Raw genomic sequence first — 18,146 nt, forward strand, 5'->3', positions numbered from 1 at the left:
CCCGCACTCCCCACCGACCCCCGCACCTCTGATCAGCCCGAACGTATGCTCAAAGGATGACGACTTCCGCGACCTCGGGAACCGGCCCCACCGAGAACTCCATGCGTCGCGCCCTCAAACGCGCCCGGGACGGCGTCGCCCTCGACGTGTCCGAAGCGGCGGTGCTGCTCCAGGCACACGGCGAGGCGCTTGACGACCTCACCGCGTCCGCGGCCCGGGTGCGTGACGCGGGACTCTCGGCGGCCGGCCGGCCCGGAGTCATCACGTACTCCAAGAGCGTCTTCATCCCCCTGACCCGCCTGTGCCGTGACAAGTGCCACTACTGCACCTTCGTCACCGTGCCGGGCAAACTCCGCCGTGCCGGGCACGGCATGTTCATGTCCCCCGACGAGGTCCTGGACGTGGCCCGTAAGGGTGCCGCCCTAGGGTGCAAGGAAGCCCTGATCACCCTCGGGGACAAACCGGAGGACCGCTGGCCCGAGGCGCGCGAATGGCTCGACGCGCACGGCTACGACGACACCATCGCCTACGTCCGCGCCATCTCCATCCGCATCCTGGAGGAGACCGGCCTGCTGCCCCACCTCAACCCCGGTGTGCTGTCCTGGACCGACCTCCAGCGCCTCAAGCCCGTCGCGCCCAGCATGGGCATGATGCTGGAGACGACGGCCACCCGCCTGTGGTCCGAACCCGGAGGCCCCCACTACGGGTCCCCCGACAAGGAACCCGCAGTCCGTCTACGGGTACTGGAGGACGCCGGACGCTCCTCCGTCCCCTTCACCTCCGGCCTGCTCATCGGCATCGGCGAGACGTACGAGGAGCGCGCCGAGTCCGTGTTCGCGCTGCGCAAGGTCTCCCGCGCCCACCACGGCATCCAGGAACTGATCATCCAGAACTTCCGCGCCAAGCCGGACACGGCGATGCGCGGCATGCCGGACGCGGAACTCGACGAACTCGTCGCCGCCGTCGCCGTCGCCCGCCTGATCCTCGGCCCCGCCGCGAACATCCAGGCCCCGCCGAACCTGGTCGACGGCGAGTACGAGCGCCTGATCGCCGCCGGCATCGACGACTGGGGCGGGGTGTCGCCCCTGACCATCGACCACGTCAACCCCGAACGCCCCTGGCCGCAGATCGAGGAACTGACCCGCCGCTCCCAGGCGGCCGGCTTCGAACTGCGTGAACGCCTGTGCGTCTACCCCGAGTTCGTGACCCGGGGAGAACCCTGGCTCGACCCCCGGCTCCTCCCGCACGTCCGCGCCCTCGCCGACCCCGAGACCGGCCTCGCGCTCCCCGACGCCGTGGTCGAGGGCCGCCCCTGGCAGGAACCCGAGGAGGTCTTCGAGGCCCGGGGCCGCACCGACCTGCACCGCACGATCGACACCGAGGGCCGGACGTCCGACCGCCGCGACGACTTCGACGAGGTGTACGGCGACTGGTCCGCCCTGCGCGAGGCCGCCGCCCCCGGCATGGTCCCCGAACGCATCGACACCGACGTCCGCCAGGCCCTCGCGACCGCCGCCGACGACCCGACGAAACTGACCGACGCCGAAGCGCTCGCCCTCTTCCACGCGGACGGCCCCGCACTGGACGCGCTGACCCGAATCGCCGACGACGTACGGAAGTCGGCGGTCGGCGACGACGTCACCTACATCGTCACCCGGAACATCAACTTCACCAACGTCTGCTACACCGGCTGCCGTTTCTGCGCGTTCGCGCAGCGCCGCACGGACGCCGACGCCTACACCCTCTCCCTGGACCAGGTCGCCGATCGCGCCCAACAGGCATGGGATCTCGGGGCAGTTGAGGTCTGTATGCAGGGCGGCATCCACCCCGACCTGCCCGGCACCGCGTACTTCGACATCGCGCGGGCGGTGAAGGAACGCGTCCCGGGCATGCACGTGCACGCCTTCTCGCCGATGGAGGTCGTCAACGGAGCGACCCGCACCGGGCTTTCGATCCGCGAGTGGCTGACGGAGGCCAAGGCGGCGGGACTTGACACCCTGCCCGGCACGGCCGCCGAAATCCTCGACGACGAGGTCCGCTGGGTGCTCACCAAGGGCAAGCTGCCGGCCGCGACCTGGATCGAAGTCGTCACCACCGCCCACGAGTTGGGGCTGCGGACGACGTCGACGATGATGTACGGCCACGTGGACCAGCCGCGCCACTGGCTCGGCCACCTCCGCACGCTCGCCGGGATCCAGCAACGCACCGGCGGATTCACGGAGTTCGTGACGCTGCCGTTCATCCACACCAACGCGCCGGTGTACCTGGCGGGCATCTCGCGCCCCGGCCCGACCATGCGGGACAACCGCGCGGTCACGGCGATGGCGCGGCTCCTGCTGCACCCGTGGATCCCCAACATCCAGACCAGCTGGGTGAAGTTGGGCACCGAGGGGGCGGCCGAGATGCTGCGGTCCGGGGCCAACGACCTCGGCGGGACGCTGATGGAGGAGACCATCTCGCGGATGGCCGGCTCGTCGTACGGGTCGTACAAGTCGGTCCGGGACCTGATCGCCGTCGCGGACGCGGCCGGACGCCCGGCGAAGCCGCGCACCACCCTGTACGGGGAGGTGCCGCAAGAACGGCAGCAGGCCGCGCGGGCGTCCGACGGGCACCTGCCGGAGCTGTTGCCGGTGCTCGACTGACCACCCCGGGGCGCCCGTTGGTGATCATGGGCCGGTGCCGGTGAGGACCGGTACCGGCCCGCCGGACAGGCGCTCCACAGTAGGATGATCCGACCCCCGACGTGCGGGGGTCGGAGACTGAGGAGTTGCGTGCCCGTGCCTGCCCTGCGGCTTCCCTCGTGGGTCTGGGTCACCGGTCTGACGGCCGGAGCGATCGTCGCCGTGGGCTTCCTGGCGCTTGAGGCGGACAACGGCGTGCACCCTCACCCGACGGCCGCGGCGAGCCCGAAGCCCGCCGCGTCGCCCAAGCAGTCGGTGACCCCCGAGGCGCCCCCTAGTACTCCGGGACTGCCCGAGAAGTCGGGCACGGGGCGCCGCATCGTCTACTCGCTCTCCGCGGACCGGGTCTGGCTCGTCGACGCGGACGACCGGTCCCGGCGCACGTTCACCGTCTGGCCCGGGACGGTCGACCCCGCGCCCGGCACGTACACGATCTCCGTGCGGACCCCCGCGACCACCGGTTCCGACGGGGTCGCCGTCGAGCACGTCGTCTACTTCACGGTCACGTCCGGCATCAACATCGCCTTCTCCAACGCCGTCGACGGCTCCTCCCCGCCGCCCGCCCCCGCCGGCACCCAGACCGGCGGCATCCGCCTCCACAAGGAGGACGGCGCGGCGCTGTGGGCGTTCGGCGCGACGGAGACCCGGGTCAGGGTCGTCGAGTAGCTCGCGAGTCGTACGGGGACGACGGCCTCAGCAGGCTTCAGCAGATGGACATGGTGTTGAAGTCGAACGTCGCCTCGTTCGGGAAGTTCCAGATGACGTTGGGGTCGGCGGGGGCCTTGTACGTGCCCACCTTGGGCCCCGTGAAACGGACTTCGGCTCCGCCCGTCTGGTTGTTGAGCACGGAGAGCGCGTCGACGAAGTTCGAGAGCGACCGCGTACCGCACCTGTAGAGGTGGAAGATGCTCTGCTTGCCGTCGCCCTGACCGACCGACACACAGGCGATCCCCGATGCCAGGGCGCAGATCTTGAGCGCCCTGTCGGCATCGGCACCACCCGGGATGTCCCGCTCCACGTACTCCCCCGAGTGCAGGGGGGAGATCCCCGGCGTCCACGCGTTCGCGGCGGCCTGCGCCGGTGCCTGCGCGGCCATCGGAAGAAGGAACGCGGCGATCAGCGTCCCGACCGTCGCAGCGGCTCGTTTCCTCGGTCCCATGTGGTCTCCTCTGTAGTCGCAACCGGTGACCCGAACCGTAGACCGCACCAGGGACGTCGTGACCCTGACAGCTATCAGGGTGGGCAACTCGGGGTGCGTCCACCCCTACCCCCGCTCCAACTCCACCCCACCCCGCGGATACCGGGCCAGCCACCCCGGCGCCGCCCCCGCAGGGTTGTGCAGCGCCGGCCCCTGCGTCATCTCCATCGCGAAATCATCGGCGAGTTCCAGCAGCGTCGGCCGCCCCTCCAACTCCGCGAGCCAGGCCGGCGGGAGCGCGGTCTCGCCGTGGAGGGCGCCGAGGAGGGCCCCCGTGAGGGAGGCGGTCGCGGCGGAGGGCGCGCTGTGGTTGACGGCGAGCCGCAGCCCGTGCCGGACGTCCTCGGCGACCAGCGCGCAGTAGACGGCGGCGGCCAGCAGCCCCGGCGCACTGCCCGCCCCGGCCAGCTCCTCGACACGCGCGGCGGTCGGCAACCCCTGCCGCACCGCGCCGAGCGCCCGCTGAAGCGCCTCGGACACGGGGTCGTGACCGGGCCGCGCGGACAGGTGGGACAGCGCCCGCTGCACCGCGCTGTCGAGACTGTCGCCCCTGGCCAGCGCGTGCACGGTCACCGCGTACGCGCCCGCCGCGAGGTAGGCCGTGGGGTGGCCGTGGGTCTGCGCCGCGCACTCCACCGCGAGCTGCGCGACCAACTGCGGCTCCCAGCCGACCAGCAGACCGAACGGCGCCGAGCGGCCCAGCGCCTCGGGCCCGTCCGCCGTCGGGTTCTTCGGCGTCTCCAGGGTGCCCATCCGCTCGTCGCCGAGCCCGAGCAGCAGGGGCCGGGTCGGGTCGCGGCGGGCGTACAGCCACTCCTCGCGGGCCAGCCAGCCGTCGTCCTTGCGGCGCAGGTCGGGGCCCCAGTCGCGCTGCGTCGCCGCCCAGCGCAGATACGCGCGATGTAGGTCTGTGGGGGGATGCCAGGCGCCGGTGTCGCGGCGGACCTGGGCGCGGATCAGGCCGTCGACGGTGAAGAGGGTGAGCTGGGTGAGATGGGTGATCGCGCCGCGCCGGCCGTACGCGGGGATGAGGTCGACGACCCCGTCAGCCCCGTACGTCTGAAGTATCTCCGCCCCCGAGGCCCGGTCCACCGGAGCCCCCAGGGCGTCACCCAGGGCCCCGCCCAGCAGTGTGCCGCGCACCCGGCTGCGGAAGTCCTGCTGTTCCGTACGGCCCCAGATGGGCCCGGCTGCCGTACTCACCACCAAGCCTCCCTGGGGACCGTCCGCCGTCCGTACGACACGATTCGCCACTGTAATCGAACGGGGACGGGGAGTTCAGGGGCTGCTCGGTATGCCCCCTGTGCCCGAAGAGCGAAGGTTTCCGGCGGGCCTCGCACGGTTTCCGCACACGGGGACGGGGACGGGGCCCGGCGGCGCGGAGCCGGACCCCGAGAGGTAGGGGGTCCGGTCCGGGTGGGCGTCAGGCGCGCGGCGGCGTGGGTACCGCGTCCTCATGCTCAGGTACGACAGCCGCAGCGTCGTCATCCGAGTTGATCTTGTCGATGATCGCGAGCCGTTCGGGGGTGTCCTCGGGCCGCAGGAAGCCGATGCCGATGTAGAGGACCAGCGAGACGGCGAGCGGCACCGAGACCTGATACTGCAGAGGTACGCCGCCGTCGACGTTCCAGCTGATCGGGTAGTTGACGAGCCAGAACGCCAGCAGCCCCATGGACCAGCTGATCAGCGCCGCCGTCGGACCGGAGCGGCGGAACGGCCGCAGCAGCCCCAGCATCATCGGGATGGCCATCGGCCCCATGAGCCCCGCGACCCACTTGATGACGACGGTGATGATGTCCTTGAACGCGGGGGAATTGACCTGGGTCGCCGCCGCCATCGAGAGCCCGAGGAAGACGACGGTCGTGACGCGCGCGACCCGAAGTCCCTGCCCCTGGTTCCAGGTTCGCGCCCGCTTCCAGATCACCGGCGCGCAGTCCCGGGTGAAGACGGCGGCGATCGCGTTGGCGTCGGAGGAGCACATCGCCATCGTGTGGGAGAAGAAGCCGACGATGACGAGCCCCAACAGCCCGTGCGGCAGGAGCTGTTCGGTCATCAGGCCGTACGAGTCGGAGCCGTCCGGCTTGTTCGACCGCACCAGCAGCGGCGACATCCACATCGGGTAGAACAGCACGAGCGGCCACACCAGCCACAGCACCGCCGACAGCCGCGCGGAGCGCTCCGCCTCCTTCGCGTTGGGCGTGGCCATGTACCGCTGGGCCTGGTTGAGCATGCCGCCGTTGTACTCGAACAGCTTGATGAACAGGAACGCCAGCAGGAACACCGTGCCGTACGGGCCGACGAGCGGCTTCTCGTGGCCCTGCAACGCGGGTTCGTCCCAGGCGCCGACGAACCCGATGCCCTTGTCGTTGAGTTCGAGGATCACCGCGACGAACATCGCGATCCCGGCGAGGAGTTGGATGACGAACTGCCCCAACTCCGTGAGCGCGTCGGCCCACAGGCCGCCGATCGTGCAGTACACGGCCGTGATGGTGCCGGTGATGAGGATGCCCTGGTTCAGCGAGATGCCGGTGAAGACCGACAACAGGGTCGCGATGGCCGCCCACTTGGCGCCGACGTCCACGATCTTCAGCAACATGCCGGACCAGGCGAGCGCCTGCTGCGTCTTCAGGTCGTACCGGTTCTTCAGGTACTCCAGCGGGGAGGCCACATGGAGACGGGAGCGGAGCCGGTTGATGCGCGGCGCGAACAGCTTGGAGCCGATCGCGATGCCGAGCGCGATGGGGAAGGACCAGGTGACGAAGGAGGTGACGCCGTAGGTGTAGGCGATGCCGGCGTACCCGGTGAACATCACCGCGCTGTAGCCCGACATGTGGTGCGAGATACCGGAGAGCCACCACGGCATCTTGCCGCCCGCGGTGAAGAAGTCGCTCACGTCGTCGACGCGCTTGTGCGACCAGACGCCGATGGCGACCATCACGCCGAAGTAGCCGATGAGCACGGCCCAGTCGAGACCGTTCATGTGCCCCCTTCCAGGGTTCGCCGTCAACGTGGGGGTACGGGGCAGACAGGCAGGGCAGGCATGTGAACTCTGGGTGTGATGAGGTACGCACGGCAAGCTCAAGGCAGGTCAAGGGACGGTAAAATCGTTCGGCTGGGTGACCTCAATTCTTGTACGTGAACGGTGAGTTGAGTGTTCAGCGCATCAGTTCCCCCGCGTTCACCAGCAACGACTGCCCCGTGATCGCCCGCGCCCGCGCCGACGCCAGAAACACCGCCGCATCCGCCACATCCCCGTCCGTCGCCAGCTCCGGCAACGCCATCCGCCCACTGAGCCGCCCCAGCACCTCGGCCTCCCCAACTCCCTCCGCCTGCGCGGTGAACCGCACGTACGCCTCCACCGGCGGCCCCCACATCCACCCTGGCAGCACGGTGTTCACCCGCACCCGGTACGGCCCCAACTCCCGCGCCAGGGAGTACATCACGCTCGTCAGCGCCCCCTTGGACGCGGCGTACGCGGCCTGCCGCACCTGCGTCGGCGCCGCCACGGCGGACTGCGTCCCGATGAACACGATCGCCCCGCCCCGCTCCTTCAGCGCCGGCAGACACGCCCGCGTCATCCGCAGAGTCCCCAGCAGATTCACGTCCATGACGGACCGCCAGGTCTCGAAGTCGGCGTCCTCGAGCCCGCCGAAGTAGGAGTCCCAGGCGGCGACATGGACGACGGCGTCGACGCCTCCGAACCGGGAGACCGCCAACTCCGCGAGCCGCACGCACTGTTGCTCGTCGGTGATGTCGGTGGCGAGGTAGGCCGTCCGCGCCCCGTCGGGGTCGATGTCCCGCGCCGACTTGGCGAGTCGGTCCTCGGTCCGCGCGCCGAGCACCGCGTTGCCGCCCTCCCGCACGACGGCCGCCGCGACCTGGTGCCCGAGACCCGTGCCGACTCCGGAGACGACGACGGTCTTGCCGGGGAGCAGAGACATGGGCCCTCCCTGATACTTCCGCATTGTCTGACGGACCGTCAGAGTATGGGCGACCGCGCAGGAAAGGGGAACGAGCATGAGCGAGGGCGACAGCGCCGACCTGTATGCCGAGTTGGCGTCCACCGGCCCCTACGGAGTCCACCCCGGGCACGCCCTGATCACCATGGTCGAGCCGCATCCCGGACACGAGTACGCCTACAACCGCTGGTACGAGGACGACCACTACTACGCGGGCGCGATGGCGATGCCCTGGATGTACGCGGGCCGCCGCTGGGTCGCGACCCGGGACCTCCAACTCCTGCGCGAGCCCGAGAAGTCGGCGATCGCCCAGCCCGTCACCCAGGGCTGCTACCTCTCCACCTACTGGATCACCGAGGGCCGTTACACCGAGCACATGCGCTGGACCGTCGCCGTCAACAAGCGCCTCAACCACGACGCCCGCGTCTACCAGGATCGCACCCACGTCTTCACGGCCTTCCAGGACCACGAGACGACCGTCTACCGCGACGGCGCCGCGGGCCCCCGCGACTTCCACGCCCTGGACCACCCCTACCAGGGCCTGATCCTGGAGGTACTGGAGAGCGAGTCGCCCGACCAGCGCGCCGAACTCGTCCACTGGCTGCGCACCCGGCACCTGCCCAAGACCCTCAAGGCGTCCCCCGCCGCCCTGGTGACCGTCTTCCGCCCGACGCCCCTGCCCGTGGACCGCATGTCCTACGTGAAGCAGGTGGAGGGCACCGACACCCGTCTGACCCTGCTCTGGTTCCTCGAACAGGACCCCCGCACCTGCTGGGCCGGCCACTTCGCCGAACTCGCCACGCGGGTAACGGAGTCGGGCCTCGGCAGGGCGGAACTGGTGGCCCCCTTCATCCCGACGGTCCCGGGCACCGACCGGTACGTGGCGGAGCTGCGATGAGCCGACCCCCGGTCAACTCTTCGGACACAGCGGCGAGTTCGCCGGCATCAGCCAGTAGAACGTCTCCCGGTCCGGGCGCCCGGCCACACACGTCGGATCGGCCGCGGTGGTCGCGGTGACCCGGAACGGCCTGCCGTGGTCGTCGAGCGTGAGCACCCCCTTGCGCGCGCCGGTGGTCCAGTCGAGCAGGATCCGGAACTCCGTGTCGTAGCGCCGGGATCGAGGCTGGATGACGAGGTATTCGGAGTCCCCGCGCTTGACCGCGTAGGGCCAGTCGCTGATGGGCCGGCTCCCCTTCTCCTCCGGCGGCCCGCCGGTGACCTCGGCGGGCACCAACCGCGGCGCGGGCCGGTCGAGATCGAGGTCGAACACCCGGGGGGAGACCTCGGATCCGCAGGGGTTCACGATGTGCGTGCCGTGCGCGGGCGGGCGCCGGGCGACGATCCGCACACGGGCCCCGGTGAGCGTCAACTCCTCCTCCCCGCTGCCCTGGAGGACGACGCTCAGCTTCCCGGAGGCGCGGATGCCGCCCTTCGGGAACTCCTGCATCGGCGCCATCCCGTCCGCCCCGATCCTGAGCCCCGGCACGACCGCCGAGTCCTCGCACTTCCAGGCGGTCGTCTCGACATTGGCCCCCAGCCGCGTCTCCTCCTGGCCGCCGCGCGACAGGTAGACGCCGGTCAGCGTGAGGGCGGCCAGGAAGGCGGCGCCCAGGGCGAGATGGCGCTTGCGGACACGGCGCGGAGGATGGACGACGACGCTGCCGATGTCACCGGCCTGCACGACCGGCCCGTGGAACTCGCCGCCCTCGACGCTGCTACGTACGTCGCCCGCCATCGTCCGCCTCCGCTGCCCCGCCCGTCTGCGAGAAGGAAAGCAGAACTCCCGGCGAAGCGCCCGGAGTTCGCCGGGCGCTCACCTCAAGAGGCGACAAAAACCCCGTACTTCACCGAACCCTCACGCGAATCCGTCGCCGAACCCTCGTGCGGCCCTCACTTGAGTTCGTCCGGGCACGGCGTCCCCCGGGGCAGCTGATACGGCGCCGCCAGCCGGTAGATCCCCGCCGACGGCGCGACCAGCATCGTCCACTTGTCGCCCTCCGCGTCCTCCTCCGTCTCGTAGAGGCAGCCGTGCAGGTTCTCGTACACCTTCGGCTCGCCCTCCTCACGGTGCTTGGACGCCTCCGTCTCCTCGGGGGCCTTGAGGCTCTTGCCCTCGGCGTCGACGACACTCAGCCAGGGGGAGTAGGGGATCTTGACGAGGACACGCCCGGCGCGCTTCACGTCGATCGTCATCTCACCCTGCTCGGCCCGCTGGACCACCGCGTCCGGCTCGGCGAGGGGCGCGGGGTCGTTGACGCGGAAGAGCTGCCAGTTGGCGTCGCCCCAGATCTGCTTCAGGTAGGGCAGACCCCGCTGGACCAGCTCACGCTCGCGCTTGCCGCCGTCGCCGTCCGGGGCGTCCTTGGGGACGACGACGAAGTGGACGGCCCACCGCTTGAGCCATTCGTGGTAATTCGCGGAGTTGAGGGTGTCGTCGTAGAAGAGCGGGTTGCGCTTCATGTCGGCCTGCCGGTTCCAGCCGCGCGCGAGGTTCACGTACGGCGCGAGCGCGGACGCCTCCCGGTGCGAGCGGGCCGGGACCACCTCGACCCGGCCCCGCCCGGCGCCGACCTGTTGGAGCTCGTTCACCAGCGGCGCCAGCTCCCGCGCCCAGGACGCGGCCGGGGTGGTGCGGACGACGTCGTCGACCGACTTGAAGCCCACCCACACCACGAACCCGACCGTCGCGATCACCAGCGCGTACCACTTGCGGCTGCGCGGCACCGCGAACGGCACCGCGCACGCCACCACGACCCCGCCGAACAGCATCGCGAGCCGCGTGATGTTCGACCCGATCTGCGAGCTGACGATCCACACGCCGAGCACGAACAGCCCGTACACGGCCGCCGTGATCCGCACCGTCTTCCAGTTCTTCGGCACCGCCAGGAAGACGATCACCGAGTAGACGAACGGCAGCGACGCGGACCCGACGGACATCGGCTGCGTCCCCGAGAACGGGAACAGCCAGGCCGAGACGCCGACGACGACGGCCGGCGCGATCCCCAGCGCCCACGCCCCCGGCCGTCGCTTCTGCAAAAACAGGGCGACCGCCACGAGACCGACGAACAGCCCCGCGACCGGCGACGACATCGTGGCGAGCGCGGCCAGCGGCGCCGCGACCAGCGCCTTCGCCCACCGCTTGTGGCGCCACTTGTGCGGCCAGCAGAAGACGGCGGCCACCGCGCCCAGCGCGAACATGTTGCCCAGGCCGAAGGTGACGCGCCCGCTCGCCGCGTTGCACAGCAGCGCGATCACGCCTATCAGCGCAGGCCAGACCGGGTTCTTCACCGGACGGGAGCGCAGCAGGACCAGCGTCAGCAGGCCCGCGGAGAGCGTGCCGGCGATCATCATCGTCGTCCGCACGCCGAGCACCGACATCAGGTACGGCGAGATGACGCTGTACGACACCGGGTGCATGCCGCCGTACCAGGCGAGGTTGTACGCCGAGTCGGGGTGACGGCCGACGAACTCCGCCCAGGCGTCCTGCGCGGCCAGATCGCCACCGCTGTTCGCGAACGTGAAGAACCAGAGGAGGTGCAGACCGCCCGAGAGGACGGTCATGGAGAGCACGAGATGGCTCCTCAGCCAGGCGCCCAGCCGGACGAGGCGCGGGCTCGACCGCAGCCGTGACACCAGCCGTGACCAGCGCCCGGCGCTCACCGGGGTCTCCTCGGGAGCGAGCCGGTCATGGGAGCCGGACTGCGGCGCGGGCAGCCGTATTCGCGGGCCGGTGTCCTGGCCCGGACCGGTGTCGTCGCGTGTCGGCTCCGCAGTGGCCACCTGTAGGCACTCCCCGTGTCCCGTCTACTTCTTCTCTCGTCCCCCTGCGCCTTCCCGTAAGACCGCGGGGTTACGACCACAGGGTGAGCGGCCGTCGAGTTGTGTCCGTTTCGTGACGCTAGCACGCAGCCCGCCGACCAGCCCCGGGTGGTACTGGTCGACGGGCCGCGGGAGCGAGAAGGGTCAGCCGAGGCGGGTCAGCTTGGCGCCGAAGCCGGGCTCGGCCAACTCACTCTTGAGTGCTACGGGTACCTTCACCGCGCCCGCCGAGCCGCCGTCACCGACGGTCAGGGTCGCGACCTGGGTACCCGCCTTCGCGGTGTGCGGGAGATCACCCGCGACGAAGGAGAGCTTCACCTTCAGACCGGGCCAGCCGACCGCGGTGACGTCCTTCGTGACGACGACCGGGGTCCGGCCGCCGAGACCGTCGTCCACATAACCGACGACCGCGCCCTTCTTCAGGATCGTCGCCGACGTCAGGACGGACTGGGCCGCGCGGATCAGCTTGTCGCCGCCGTCCAGCGCCGCGCTGAGGATCGTGTTCTCCGGGCCGCCGGCGGGCTGGCGGACGACCGCGCCGATGATCGTGCGGGTCTCGCCGCCGACCTCCTTCTTCGCTGCGAACATCAGGTTGCCGAGCGCCGAGGTGGTCGTGCCGGTCTTGATGCCGACGACCTTGTTCTTGCCGACCAGACCGTTCCAGTTCGAGTGGTACTCACCCTTGTAGTCCGTGTACGACATCATCGCCGCGACCTCGCGGAAGACGGGCTGCTCCATCGCCGCCTTGCCGAGCTTGACCTGGTCGATCGCCGTGGAGACGGTCGTGTCGTTCAGGCCCGAGGGGTCCGTGTACGTCGTGTTCGTCATACCGAGGTCCTTGGCGGCGGCGTTCATCTTCTCGACGAAGGCCGTCTCCGAACCGGCGTCCCAGCGGGCCAGCAGACGGGCGACGTTGTTCGCGGACGCGATCAGGATCGACTCCAGGGCCTCGCGCTGCGTGATCGAGTCGCCGGCCGTGACGTTCACGGTCGACTCCTGACCGGCGTTCGACTGGTCCTCGGCGGCCTGGTCGATCTTGATCTTCGGGCCGTCGTCGCCGCTCTTCAGCGGGTGGTCGCGCAGGATCAGATAGGCCGTCATCACCTTGGCGACACTGGCGATCGGGACGGGCTTCTCCTGACCGGACGAGCCGAACGTGCCGACGCCCTGGACGTCCAGCGCGGCCTGGCCCTTCGCCGGCCACGGGATGTCCACCTTCGCGCCCTCGAACGTGTACGAGTTCGCCGCCGTCAGGTCCAGGGTGGGGGTCGGCAGCGGGCGGACACTCTGCGCGATCGCGAACACGACCGCCAGCAGGAGGATCAGCGGGGTCCAGATCTTCACCCGGCGCGCGAGGGTGCGCAACGGGGTGGGCGGGGGCGGCGGCGTGTTCGTCAGCTCCGCCAGCAGGTCCAGGGGCGGCTTCGGCGGCAGCGGCTGCTGCGTCGTCCGCTCCGGCCCGACCTGCGGCACGGCCGCCGTCGCCGCTACCCCCGTGGAGGTACGGGGCTTACGGGTCGAGGGGTCGTCGAGCGGCTTCAGCGCGACGAAGTTGCCGGCGCGCTCGGCGCCGGGCTTCTCGGGAGCGTCGGGCGTCTTCCCGGTGCCGGGTGCCTTCTCGACGGCCGCTTTCTCGCCGGCCGCCTTCGGGGCGTCGCCGGAGCCCTTGCCGCCGGTCGCCGCCGCAGCCGCGCCGGGCTTCTCGGCGTCGGACGTCGTCGAGGCGCCGTCGGTCTTGCCTGCGCCGGGCGCGATCCTCGGGTCGGGGGCCTTCCCGGTGCCGGGTGCCTCGGCTGCGCCGGGCTTCTTCACGTCGCCCAGCTTCAGCATCGTCGTCGGCTGGTCGACGTCCGGCTTCGGGCGTACGGCCTTGAAGACGGCGGTCGGCTGGTCGACGGAACGGGGCGTGTCCTCGGGGGAGGACGGGGCGTCGGTGGACGCGCTCGGCTCGTCGGCGTCGCTGCTGGACTCGGCGTCGGTGCTGGACTCGGCGTCGTCGTCGGACTCGGCCTTGTCGCCGGGTGAGTTGGAGTCGGCGGTGGCGGAATCGGGGTCCCCGGTGGGGGACTTGTCCTCCGTGGCGCTCGCATCCGGTTCGTCCGCAGGCGAGTTGCCTATCACGCCGTCGGCTTCGGTGCGGGCTTCCTCATCGACGTCGGCGTCGGAGTCGGAGTCGGCCTTGGCTTCGTCGGCGTCCGAATCGTCCGCGTCCTGCGCCGAGTTGTCCCGGGCGTCGCCCGAAGCGTCCGGTTCCTCATCGGAGTTGGTCTCCGCGTCAGGCGTGGACTCGGCATCGTCCGGAGCCGCCTCCGCGTCGTCCTCGGCCCGCTCGCCGGAACCTCCGGAACCCGCCGTGGCGCCGTCGTCGTCCGCGTCGCGGTCCTCGGCCTCCCGCTCCGAGCCCCCTTCGGCGCCCTCAGGAGCCCCCTGAGCGCCCTGCGCGCCCCCGGAACCCCCCGATCCGCCCGCGGGCTCCTGGACCCGCTCAGAACCCGCTCCAGGCCCCTCGGCACCCTCGTCGCCACTGACCGGAACGGCATCCTCACTCTGAGCCCCCACGGGGCCCTGGTCGCCCCCGGCGTCCCCGGCGGCCGCGGAGTCGCCGGTCTCCCGGGTCTCCTCGGCGTCCTCGGAACCCTCGGCGTCCCCGGAATTCCCGGCGGCTTCCGAGGCCCCGTCGGCGTCACCGGCGTCACCGGCGTCCCCGGCCTCGCCGGATCCGTCGCCGTCCCGGGCCCCCTCGGCACCCTTCTCGTTCCGCGAGGTCTCCTCGGTGGCGGGCGAAGACTCGCCGGCGTCCGGGGAGTCGGCCTCGGCCGTGTCCCGCGCCGCGCCCTCCGGGTTCGTCGGCAGCGTGAGGACTCGGGTCGCCAAGTCCACGCCCCCCGGCGTCTGTTCGGGGTCGTGGGGTTCGGGAACCGGGGTGCCGGAACCCTGCGTCGGTCGTGACGACTCGTGCTGCTTCGACCTGTCGGGGGACTCGCCCGCCACCGATGCCTCCTCCATACGCCGCACGCCCTGCCGTACGGCAACGAACCGTGTGTCCGGACACCCTCCCCGTGCGCGGACGGCGCCGGGGGCGCTGTCCGAACCATGTACCAGTGTCCTGTGTGGAGCGCTTGGCCCCTGCGGTAGACGAGAACGACATACCTGCCGGTTCCCTTACAAACAGGTCACGCACCCTCGACAGATGAATGTGAGAGGGGTCACCCTGTCTTTCATCCACGCGGGGAGGCATGGATGGGCAGGAGCCGCAGAACACTTCCGGAAGAGCTTCTGCTGCTGGCGTTGGACCCGACCACGGGCACCACCGCACAGCCGCAGTCGCTCGACCTCGGTCTGGCCGGAGCACAGCTAGTGGAGCTGGCGCTGGCCGGACGGATAGCCCCTGACGGGGATCGTATCGCCGTGGTGGCACCACGGCCGACAGGTGATCCGACACTGGACCACGCACTGGAGTTGCTGCGCAGGCGCGGCGCCCCGGTACGCGCGGTCCACTGGATCGGCGGACCCCGCCTGGGGCTCCGCCAGACGTACCTCTCGCATCTCGAACGCTGCGGCATGGTCGCCGCCGTGGCGGGACAGATGTGCGGGGTGCTGCCGACCACGCGCTACCAGGCGACGGACAACGAGATCAGCCGGGAGATCAGGTCCCGGCTGGATTCCGCGATCCGCACCGGCGTCCCGCCGGACCCGCGGACCGCGGCGCTCGCGGCGCTCGCGCACGCGGTCGGTCTCGGCAAGCACCTGTATCCGGGCAACGAGGGACGCTCGTCCCGCTCCCGGCTACGGGACCTGATCAGGCACGACCCGATGGGCGGCCTCGTGGCGCACGCCGTGATGGACGTCCAGAACGGCGTGGCCGTCCAGCCGCGCCGCGCCCCGGCACCGGCCGGCCGTCAGGCCGCGCCACCCGCCAGGGCGAACGCGGAAACGGCCCGTGGGGTCCCGGCGCAGCCACGCCGGCCGGCCACCATGGCGCGTGTCGTGGCCCACTGAGCCGCGGTCCACGACACCCTCGCAACTCCGCGCCCCACCGGACCCGTTCGGGAGCCGCGCGCACCGCGCGGGGTGGTGTCCGTCTCGCCGATCAAGGCGAAACGGTACGCCGCCCCGCGCGGACGCATGTCCGAAAACAGCCGTCCGGTACGGGAGTTGGGCTGGTCACGGGGCAGACGTAATCCACCAGTATCCCCGAACTTGCGGGCCTCGCTGGCATATCCGAGGTTTCCCGGCGGTAATAAGCCTGTTGGTGGCAGTCTGCTCAGCAGCAGATACGCAAAGTATCAACAGGCATCCAGCCGGAGGTGCACATCACATGCCGTCCAACACCAATCCCACCGTGCGTCGTCGGCGTCTCGGTCTGGAGCTGCGCCGGCTCCGCGAGTCCAAGAACATGACCGCGGAACAGGTGGCCAAGCGGTTGCTGGTCTCGCAGTCGAAGATCAGCCGACTGGAGAACGGCCGGCGCAGCATCAGCCCCCGGGACGTCCGCGACCTGTGCGGGGTGTACGAGATCGACGACGACCGCGTCGTCGACTCCCTCATGCAGATGGCCCGCGAATCCCGCCAACAGGGCTGGTGGTACGCCTTCAAGGACGTCCCCTACAGCGTCTACATCGGCCTGGAGGACGACGCGTCGAGCCTGCGCGTCTACGAACCCCAGCTGATCACCGGGCTGTTGCAGACCCCGGAGTACGCGGAGGCGGTGGTGCGGGGCGGGGCGCCGGAGTCGACGGAGGAGGAGGTCTCGAAGCGGGTCGAGGTGAGGATTCGCCGTCAGGGGCGGCTCGGTGAGCAGACCAACCCCAACACCGGCGAGATCAAGGAGGCGATCCGCCTGTGGGTGGTGCTGGACGAGGCGTGCCTGCGCCGGGTCGTCGGCGGTCGGCGAGTCATGCGGGAGCAGATGGAGCACTTGGCCGAGCAGGCCCGGCTGCCCCATGTCACCGTGCAGGTGCTGCCGTTCGGGGTGGGGGCGCACGCCGGTCTGGCGGGGCAGTACGCGATCCTGGAGTTCGCCGAGCTGGCCGACTCCAGCGTCGTCTACATCGAGGGCGTCACGAGCGACCTGTACCTGGAGAAGCCGCACGAGGTGCAGAAGTACTCGCTGATGTACGAGCACCTGAGGGCGCAGTCGCTGAACCCCGAGGAATCGCTTCAGCGCATCCAGGACGCGGCGAAGGAATACGCGCGCTGAAAGGCGGCACCCTACACGGGGCGTCACCCACGCGTGACATGTTCCTGGAATATGCCACTAGGTCGGGTGAATCGCTACCTACTGAGGAGGGGGCTCCCAGTAGCGTCGAATCGCGCCAGTGATCAAAGGTGCTGGCGTGAACGCAACCAGCTACTGGAGTGAAGATGGCAATTCGCCAAGAGTCCACGCATACGTGGACCAAGTCCTCGTACTCCAACGCACAGAGCGCATGCGTTGAAGTCAGGACGCCCTCCGCGTCGTCCTTGGCCGTTCGGGACTCCAAGACTCCCGAAGGTGCCGCGCTGGCCTTCCCCGCGGGTGTGTGGAACGCCTTCGTGGAGTCGGTCAAGTAACTGAACAAGCACCACCGAGAGCCCTCTCGACGAGATCGCCGTCCTTGCCGAGGGGGCTCGGCTTGTGCCCTCAGCCGATCAACTCCTCCAGTTTGCGGGCGGATTCGTCGGGAGAGAGGGCGACCTTGGTGATCAGTTCCTTCTCCGCTTCGAGGTGGACGTCCACTTCTTCCGGGTCGTTGATCATCAACTGGGACGAGAGCATCTCGTAGTACACGGTCGAATTGCCACCGTCGTAGCCCAGGGTGATGAACGCTCCGAGGCTGCCGATGTGGACGGACCGGTGCATCGGGATGATCTGGACCGTCATGTTGGGCCGGTCCGACAGCTCCCGCAGTCTGCGGAGTTGGTCCCGCATGATGTGCGGTCGTCCTTCGAAGACCTGGTGGAGTGCAACTTCGTGGATCACCACGTGTCCTTCGAAGGGCGGGGTGGAACGAGTCAGGATCGCCTGGCGTGCGATGGTCATGTCCGCGTCTCTCTCCACCTTCTGGGGGTCGAGGCCGAACGCGGCATTCACCGCACGCCGGTAGTCGCTTGTCTGCACCAGCCCAGGCACGAGAGCGGTGTTGTAACAGAACTCCCGTAGCGCCTGCGACTCCAGCTCCACGAAGTTGCGGAGGCCGTCCGAGAGCAGATCGGCGTACCGCATCCACCACCCCGGCTCGTCCGCGTCCCTGCACAGCCGCTCGAAGTAAACCCGCTCATCCACCCCCACCCGGTACAGATCCGCCAGCCGCGAATACGTGTCCAGCGACACCTTCGTCCGCCCCGTCTCCCACCGGCTGGCCGTCGCCAGGCTGACCTCCAGCCGGTCCGCGACCTCTTGCAGTGTCAGCCCCTCGGCCAGTCGCCACTGCCGGAGCTGTGCTCCAACTCGACGCCGGCGCGCGGATGTTGCCTCACCCATGTGAACCTCCTGACGCCAGTCTGGCA

The 18,146-nt window shown here is 70.2% G+C and carries 14 protein-coding genes; 6 read left to right on the forward strand and 8 right to left on the reverse strand.

Features of this window, described 5'->3' with window-relative positions:
* The first annotated feature begins 56 nt into the window (after positions 1-56).
* Complete coding sequence (locus IAG44_RS23535) at positions 57-2,642, forward strand: bifunctional FO biosynthesis protein CofGH (RefSeq protein WP_187749049.1); 2,586 nt, start codon at positions 57-59, stop codon at positions 2,640-2,642.
* Between the two features lie 129 nt (positions 2,643-2,771).
* Positions 2,772-3,347: a hypothetical protein gene (locus tag IAG44_RS23540; RefSeq protein ID WP_187749050.1), complete on the forward strand. Its 576-nt coding sequence runs from the start codon at positions 2,772-2,774 to the stop codon at positions 3,345-3,347.
* Positions 3,348-3,384: 37 nt separating this feature from the next.
* On the opposite strand, the gene IAG44_RS23545 is transcribed toward IAG44_RS23540, so the two are convergent.
* The 4 genes from IAG44_RS23545 to IAG44_RS23560 form a co-directional block, all read right to left on the reverse strand.
* Positions 3,385-3,840: a hypothetical protein gene (locus tag IAG44_RS23545; protein ID WP_187749051.1), complete on the reverse strand. Its 456-nt coding sequence runs from the start codon at positions 3,838-3,840 to the stop codon at positions 3,385-3,387.
* Positions 3,841-3,945: 105 nt separating this feature from the next.
* Positions 3,946-5,082: an ADP-ribosylglycohydrolase family protein gene (locus tag IAG44_RS23550; protein ID WP_187749052.1), complete on the reverse strand. Its 1,137-nt coding sequence runs from the start codon at positions 5,080-5,082 to the stop codon at positions 3,946-3,948.
* 220 nt (positions 5,083-5,302) lie between these two features.
* Entirely contained in the window at positions 5,303-6,859 is a 1,557-nt protein-coding gene (locus IAG44_RS23555; RefSeq protein ID WP_187749053.1) for a sodium:solute symporter family protein, read from the reverse strand.
* Positions 6,860-7,034: 175 nt separating this feature from the next.
* Positions 7,035-7,820 (reverse strand): SDR family oxidoreductase, encoded by a 786-nt coding sequence (locus tag IAG44_RS23560; protein WP_187749054.1) that lies wholly within the window; start codon positions 7,818-7,820, stop codon positions 7,035-7,037.
* Between the two features lie 76 nt (positions 7,821-7,896).
* Here IAG44_RS23560 and IAG44_RS23565 point away from each other — a divergent pair, with 76 nt between their 5' ends.
* Positions 7,897-8,736, forward strand: coding sequence for a hypothetical protein (locus IAG44_RS23565; protein ID WP_187749055.1), 840 nt, complete (start codon positions 7,897-7,899; stop codon positions 8,734-8,736).
* A 12-nt stretch (positions 8,737-8,748) separates the two neighbouring features.
* On the opposite strand, the gene IAG44_RS23570 is transcribed toward IAG44_RS23565, so the two are convergent.
* From IAG44_RS23570 to IAG44_RS23580, 3 genes are all read right to left on the reverse strand, one after another.
* Positions 8,749-9,573, reverse strand: coding sequence for a hypothetical protein (locus IAG44_RS23570; RefSeq protein WP_187749056.1), 825 nt, complete (start codon positions 9,571-9,573; stop codon positions 8,749-8,751).
* A gap of 155 nt (positions 9,574-9,728) precedes the next feature.
* On the reverse strand, positions 9,729-11,618 hold the full coding sequence (locus IAG44_RS23575; RefSeq protein ID WP_187749057.1) for an MFS transporter: 1,890 nt from the start codon (positions 11,616-11,618) through the stop codon (positions 9,729-9,731).
* A 183-nt stretch (positions 11,619-11,801) separates the two neighbouring features.
* Positions 11,802-14,648: a D-alanyl-D-alanine carboxypeptidase gene (locus tag IAG44_RS23580; protein WP_246562013.1), complete on the reverse strand. Its 2,847-nt coding sequence runs from the start codon at positions 14,646-14,648 to the stop codon at positions 11,802-11,804.
* A 249-nt stretch (positions 14,649-14,897) separates the two neighbouring features.
* On the opposite strand from IAG44_RS23580, the gene IAG44_RS23585 reads away from it, so the two are divergent.
* The 3 genes from IAG44_RS23585 (at position 14,898) to IAG44_RS23595 (ending at position 17,210) form a co-directional block, all read left to right on the forward strand.
* Entirely contained in the window at positions 14,898-15,656 is a 759-nt protein-coding gene (locus IAG44_RS23585; RefSeq protein ID WP_187749059.1) for a GOLPH3/VPS74 family protein, read from the forward strand.
* 319 nt (positions 15,657-15,975) lie between these two features.
* The gene (locus IAG44_RS23590; protein WP_187749060.1) at positions 15,976-16,857 is read left to right on the forward strand and encodes a helix-turn-helix domain-containing protein; all 882 of its coding nucleotides are present in this window, start codon (positions 15,976-15,978) and stop codon (positions 16,855-16,857) included.
* Between the two features lie 164 nt (positions 16,858-17,021).
* The gene (locus tag IAG44_RS23595; RefSeq protein WP_187749061.1) at positions 17,022-17,210 is read left to right on the forward strand and encodes a DUF397 domain-containing protein; all 189 of its coding nucleotides are present in this window, start codon (positions 17,022-17,024) and stop codon (positions 17,208-17,210) included.
* Between the two features lie 70 nt (positions 17,211-17,280).
* Here the strand turns inward: IAG44_RS23595 and IAG44_RS23600 are convergent, their stop codons facing one another.
* Complete coding sequence (locus IAG44_RS23600; RefSeq protein ID WP_187749062.1) at positions 17,281-18,120, reverse strand: helix-turn-helix domain-containing protein; 840 nt, start codon at positions 18,118-18,120, stop codon at positions 17,281-17,283.
* Positions 18,121-18,146: the final 26 nt, after the last annotated feature.

Source organism: Streptomyces roseirectus, assembly GCF_014489635.1.
GTDB lineage: Bacteria > Actinomycetota > Actinomycetes > Streptomycetales > Streptomycetaceae > Streptomyces > Streptomyces roseirectus.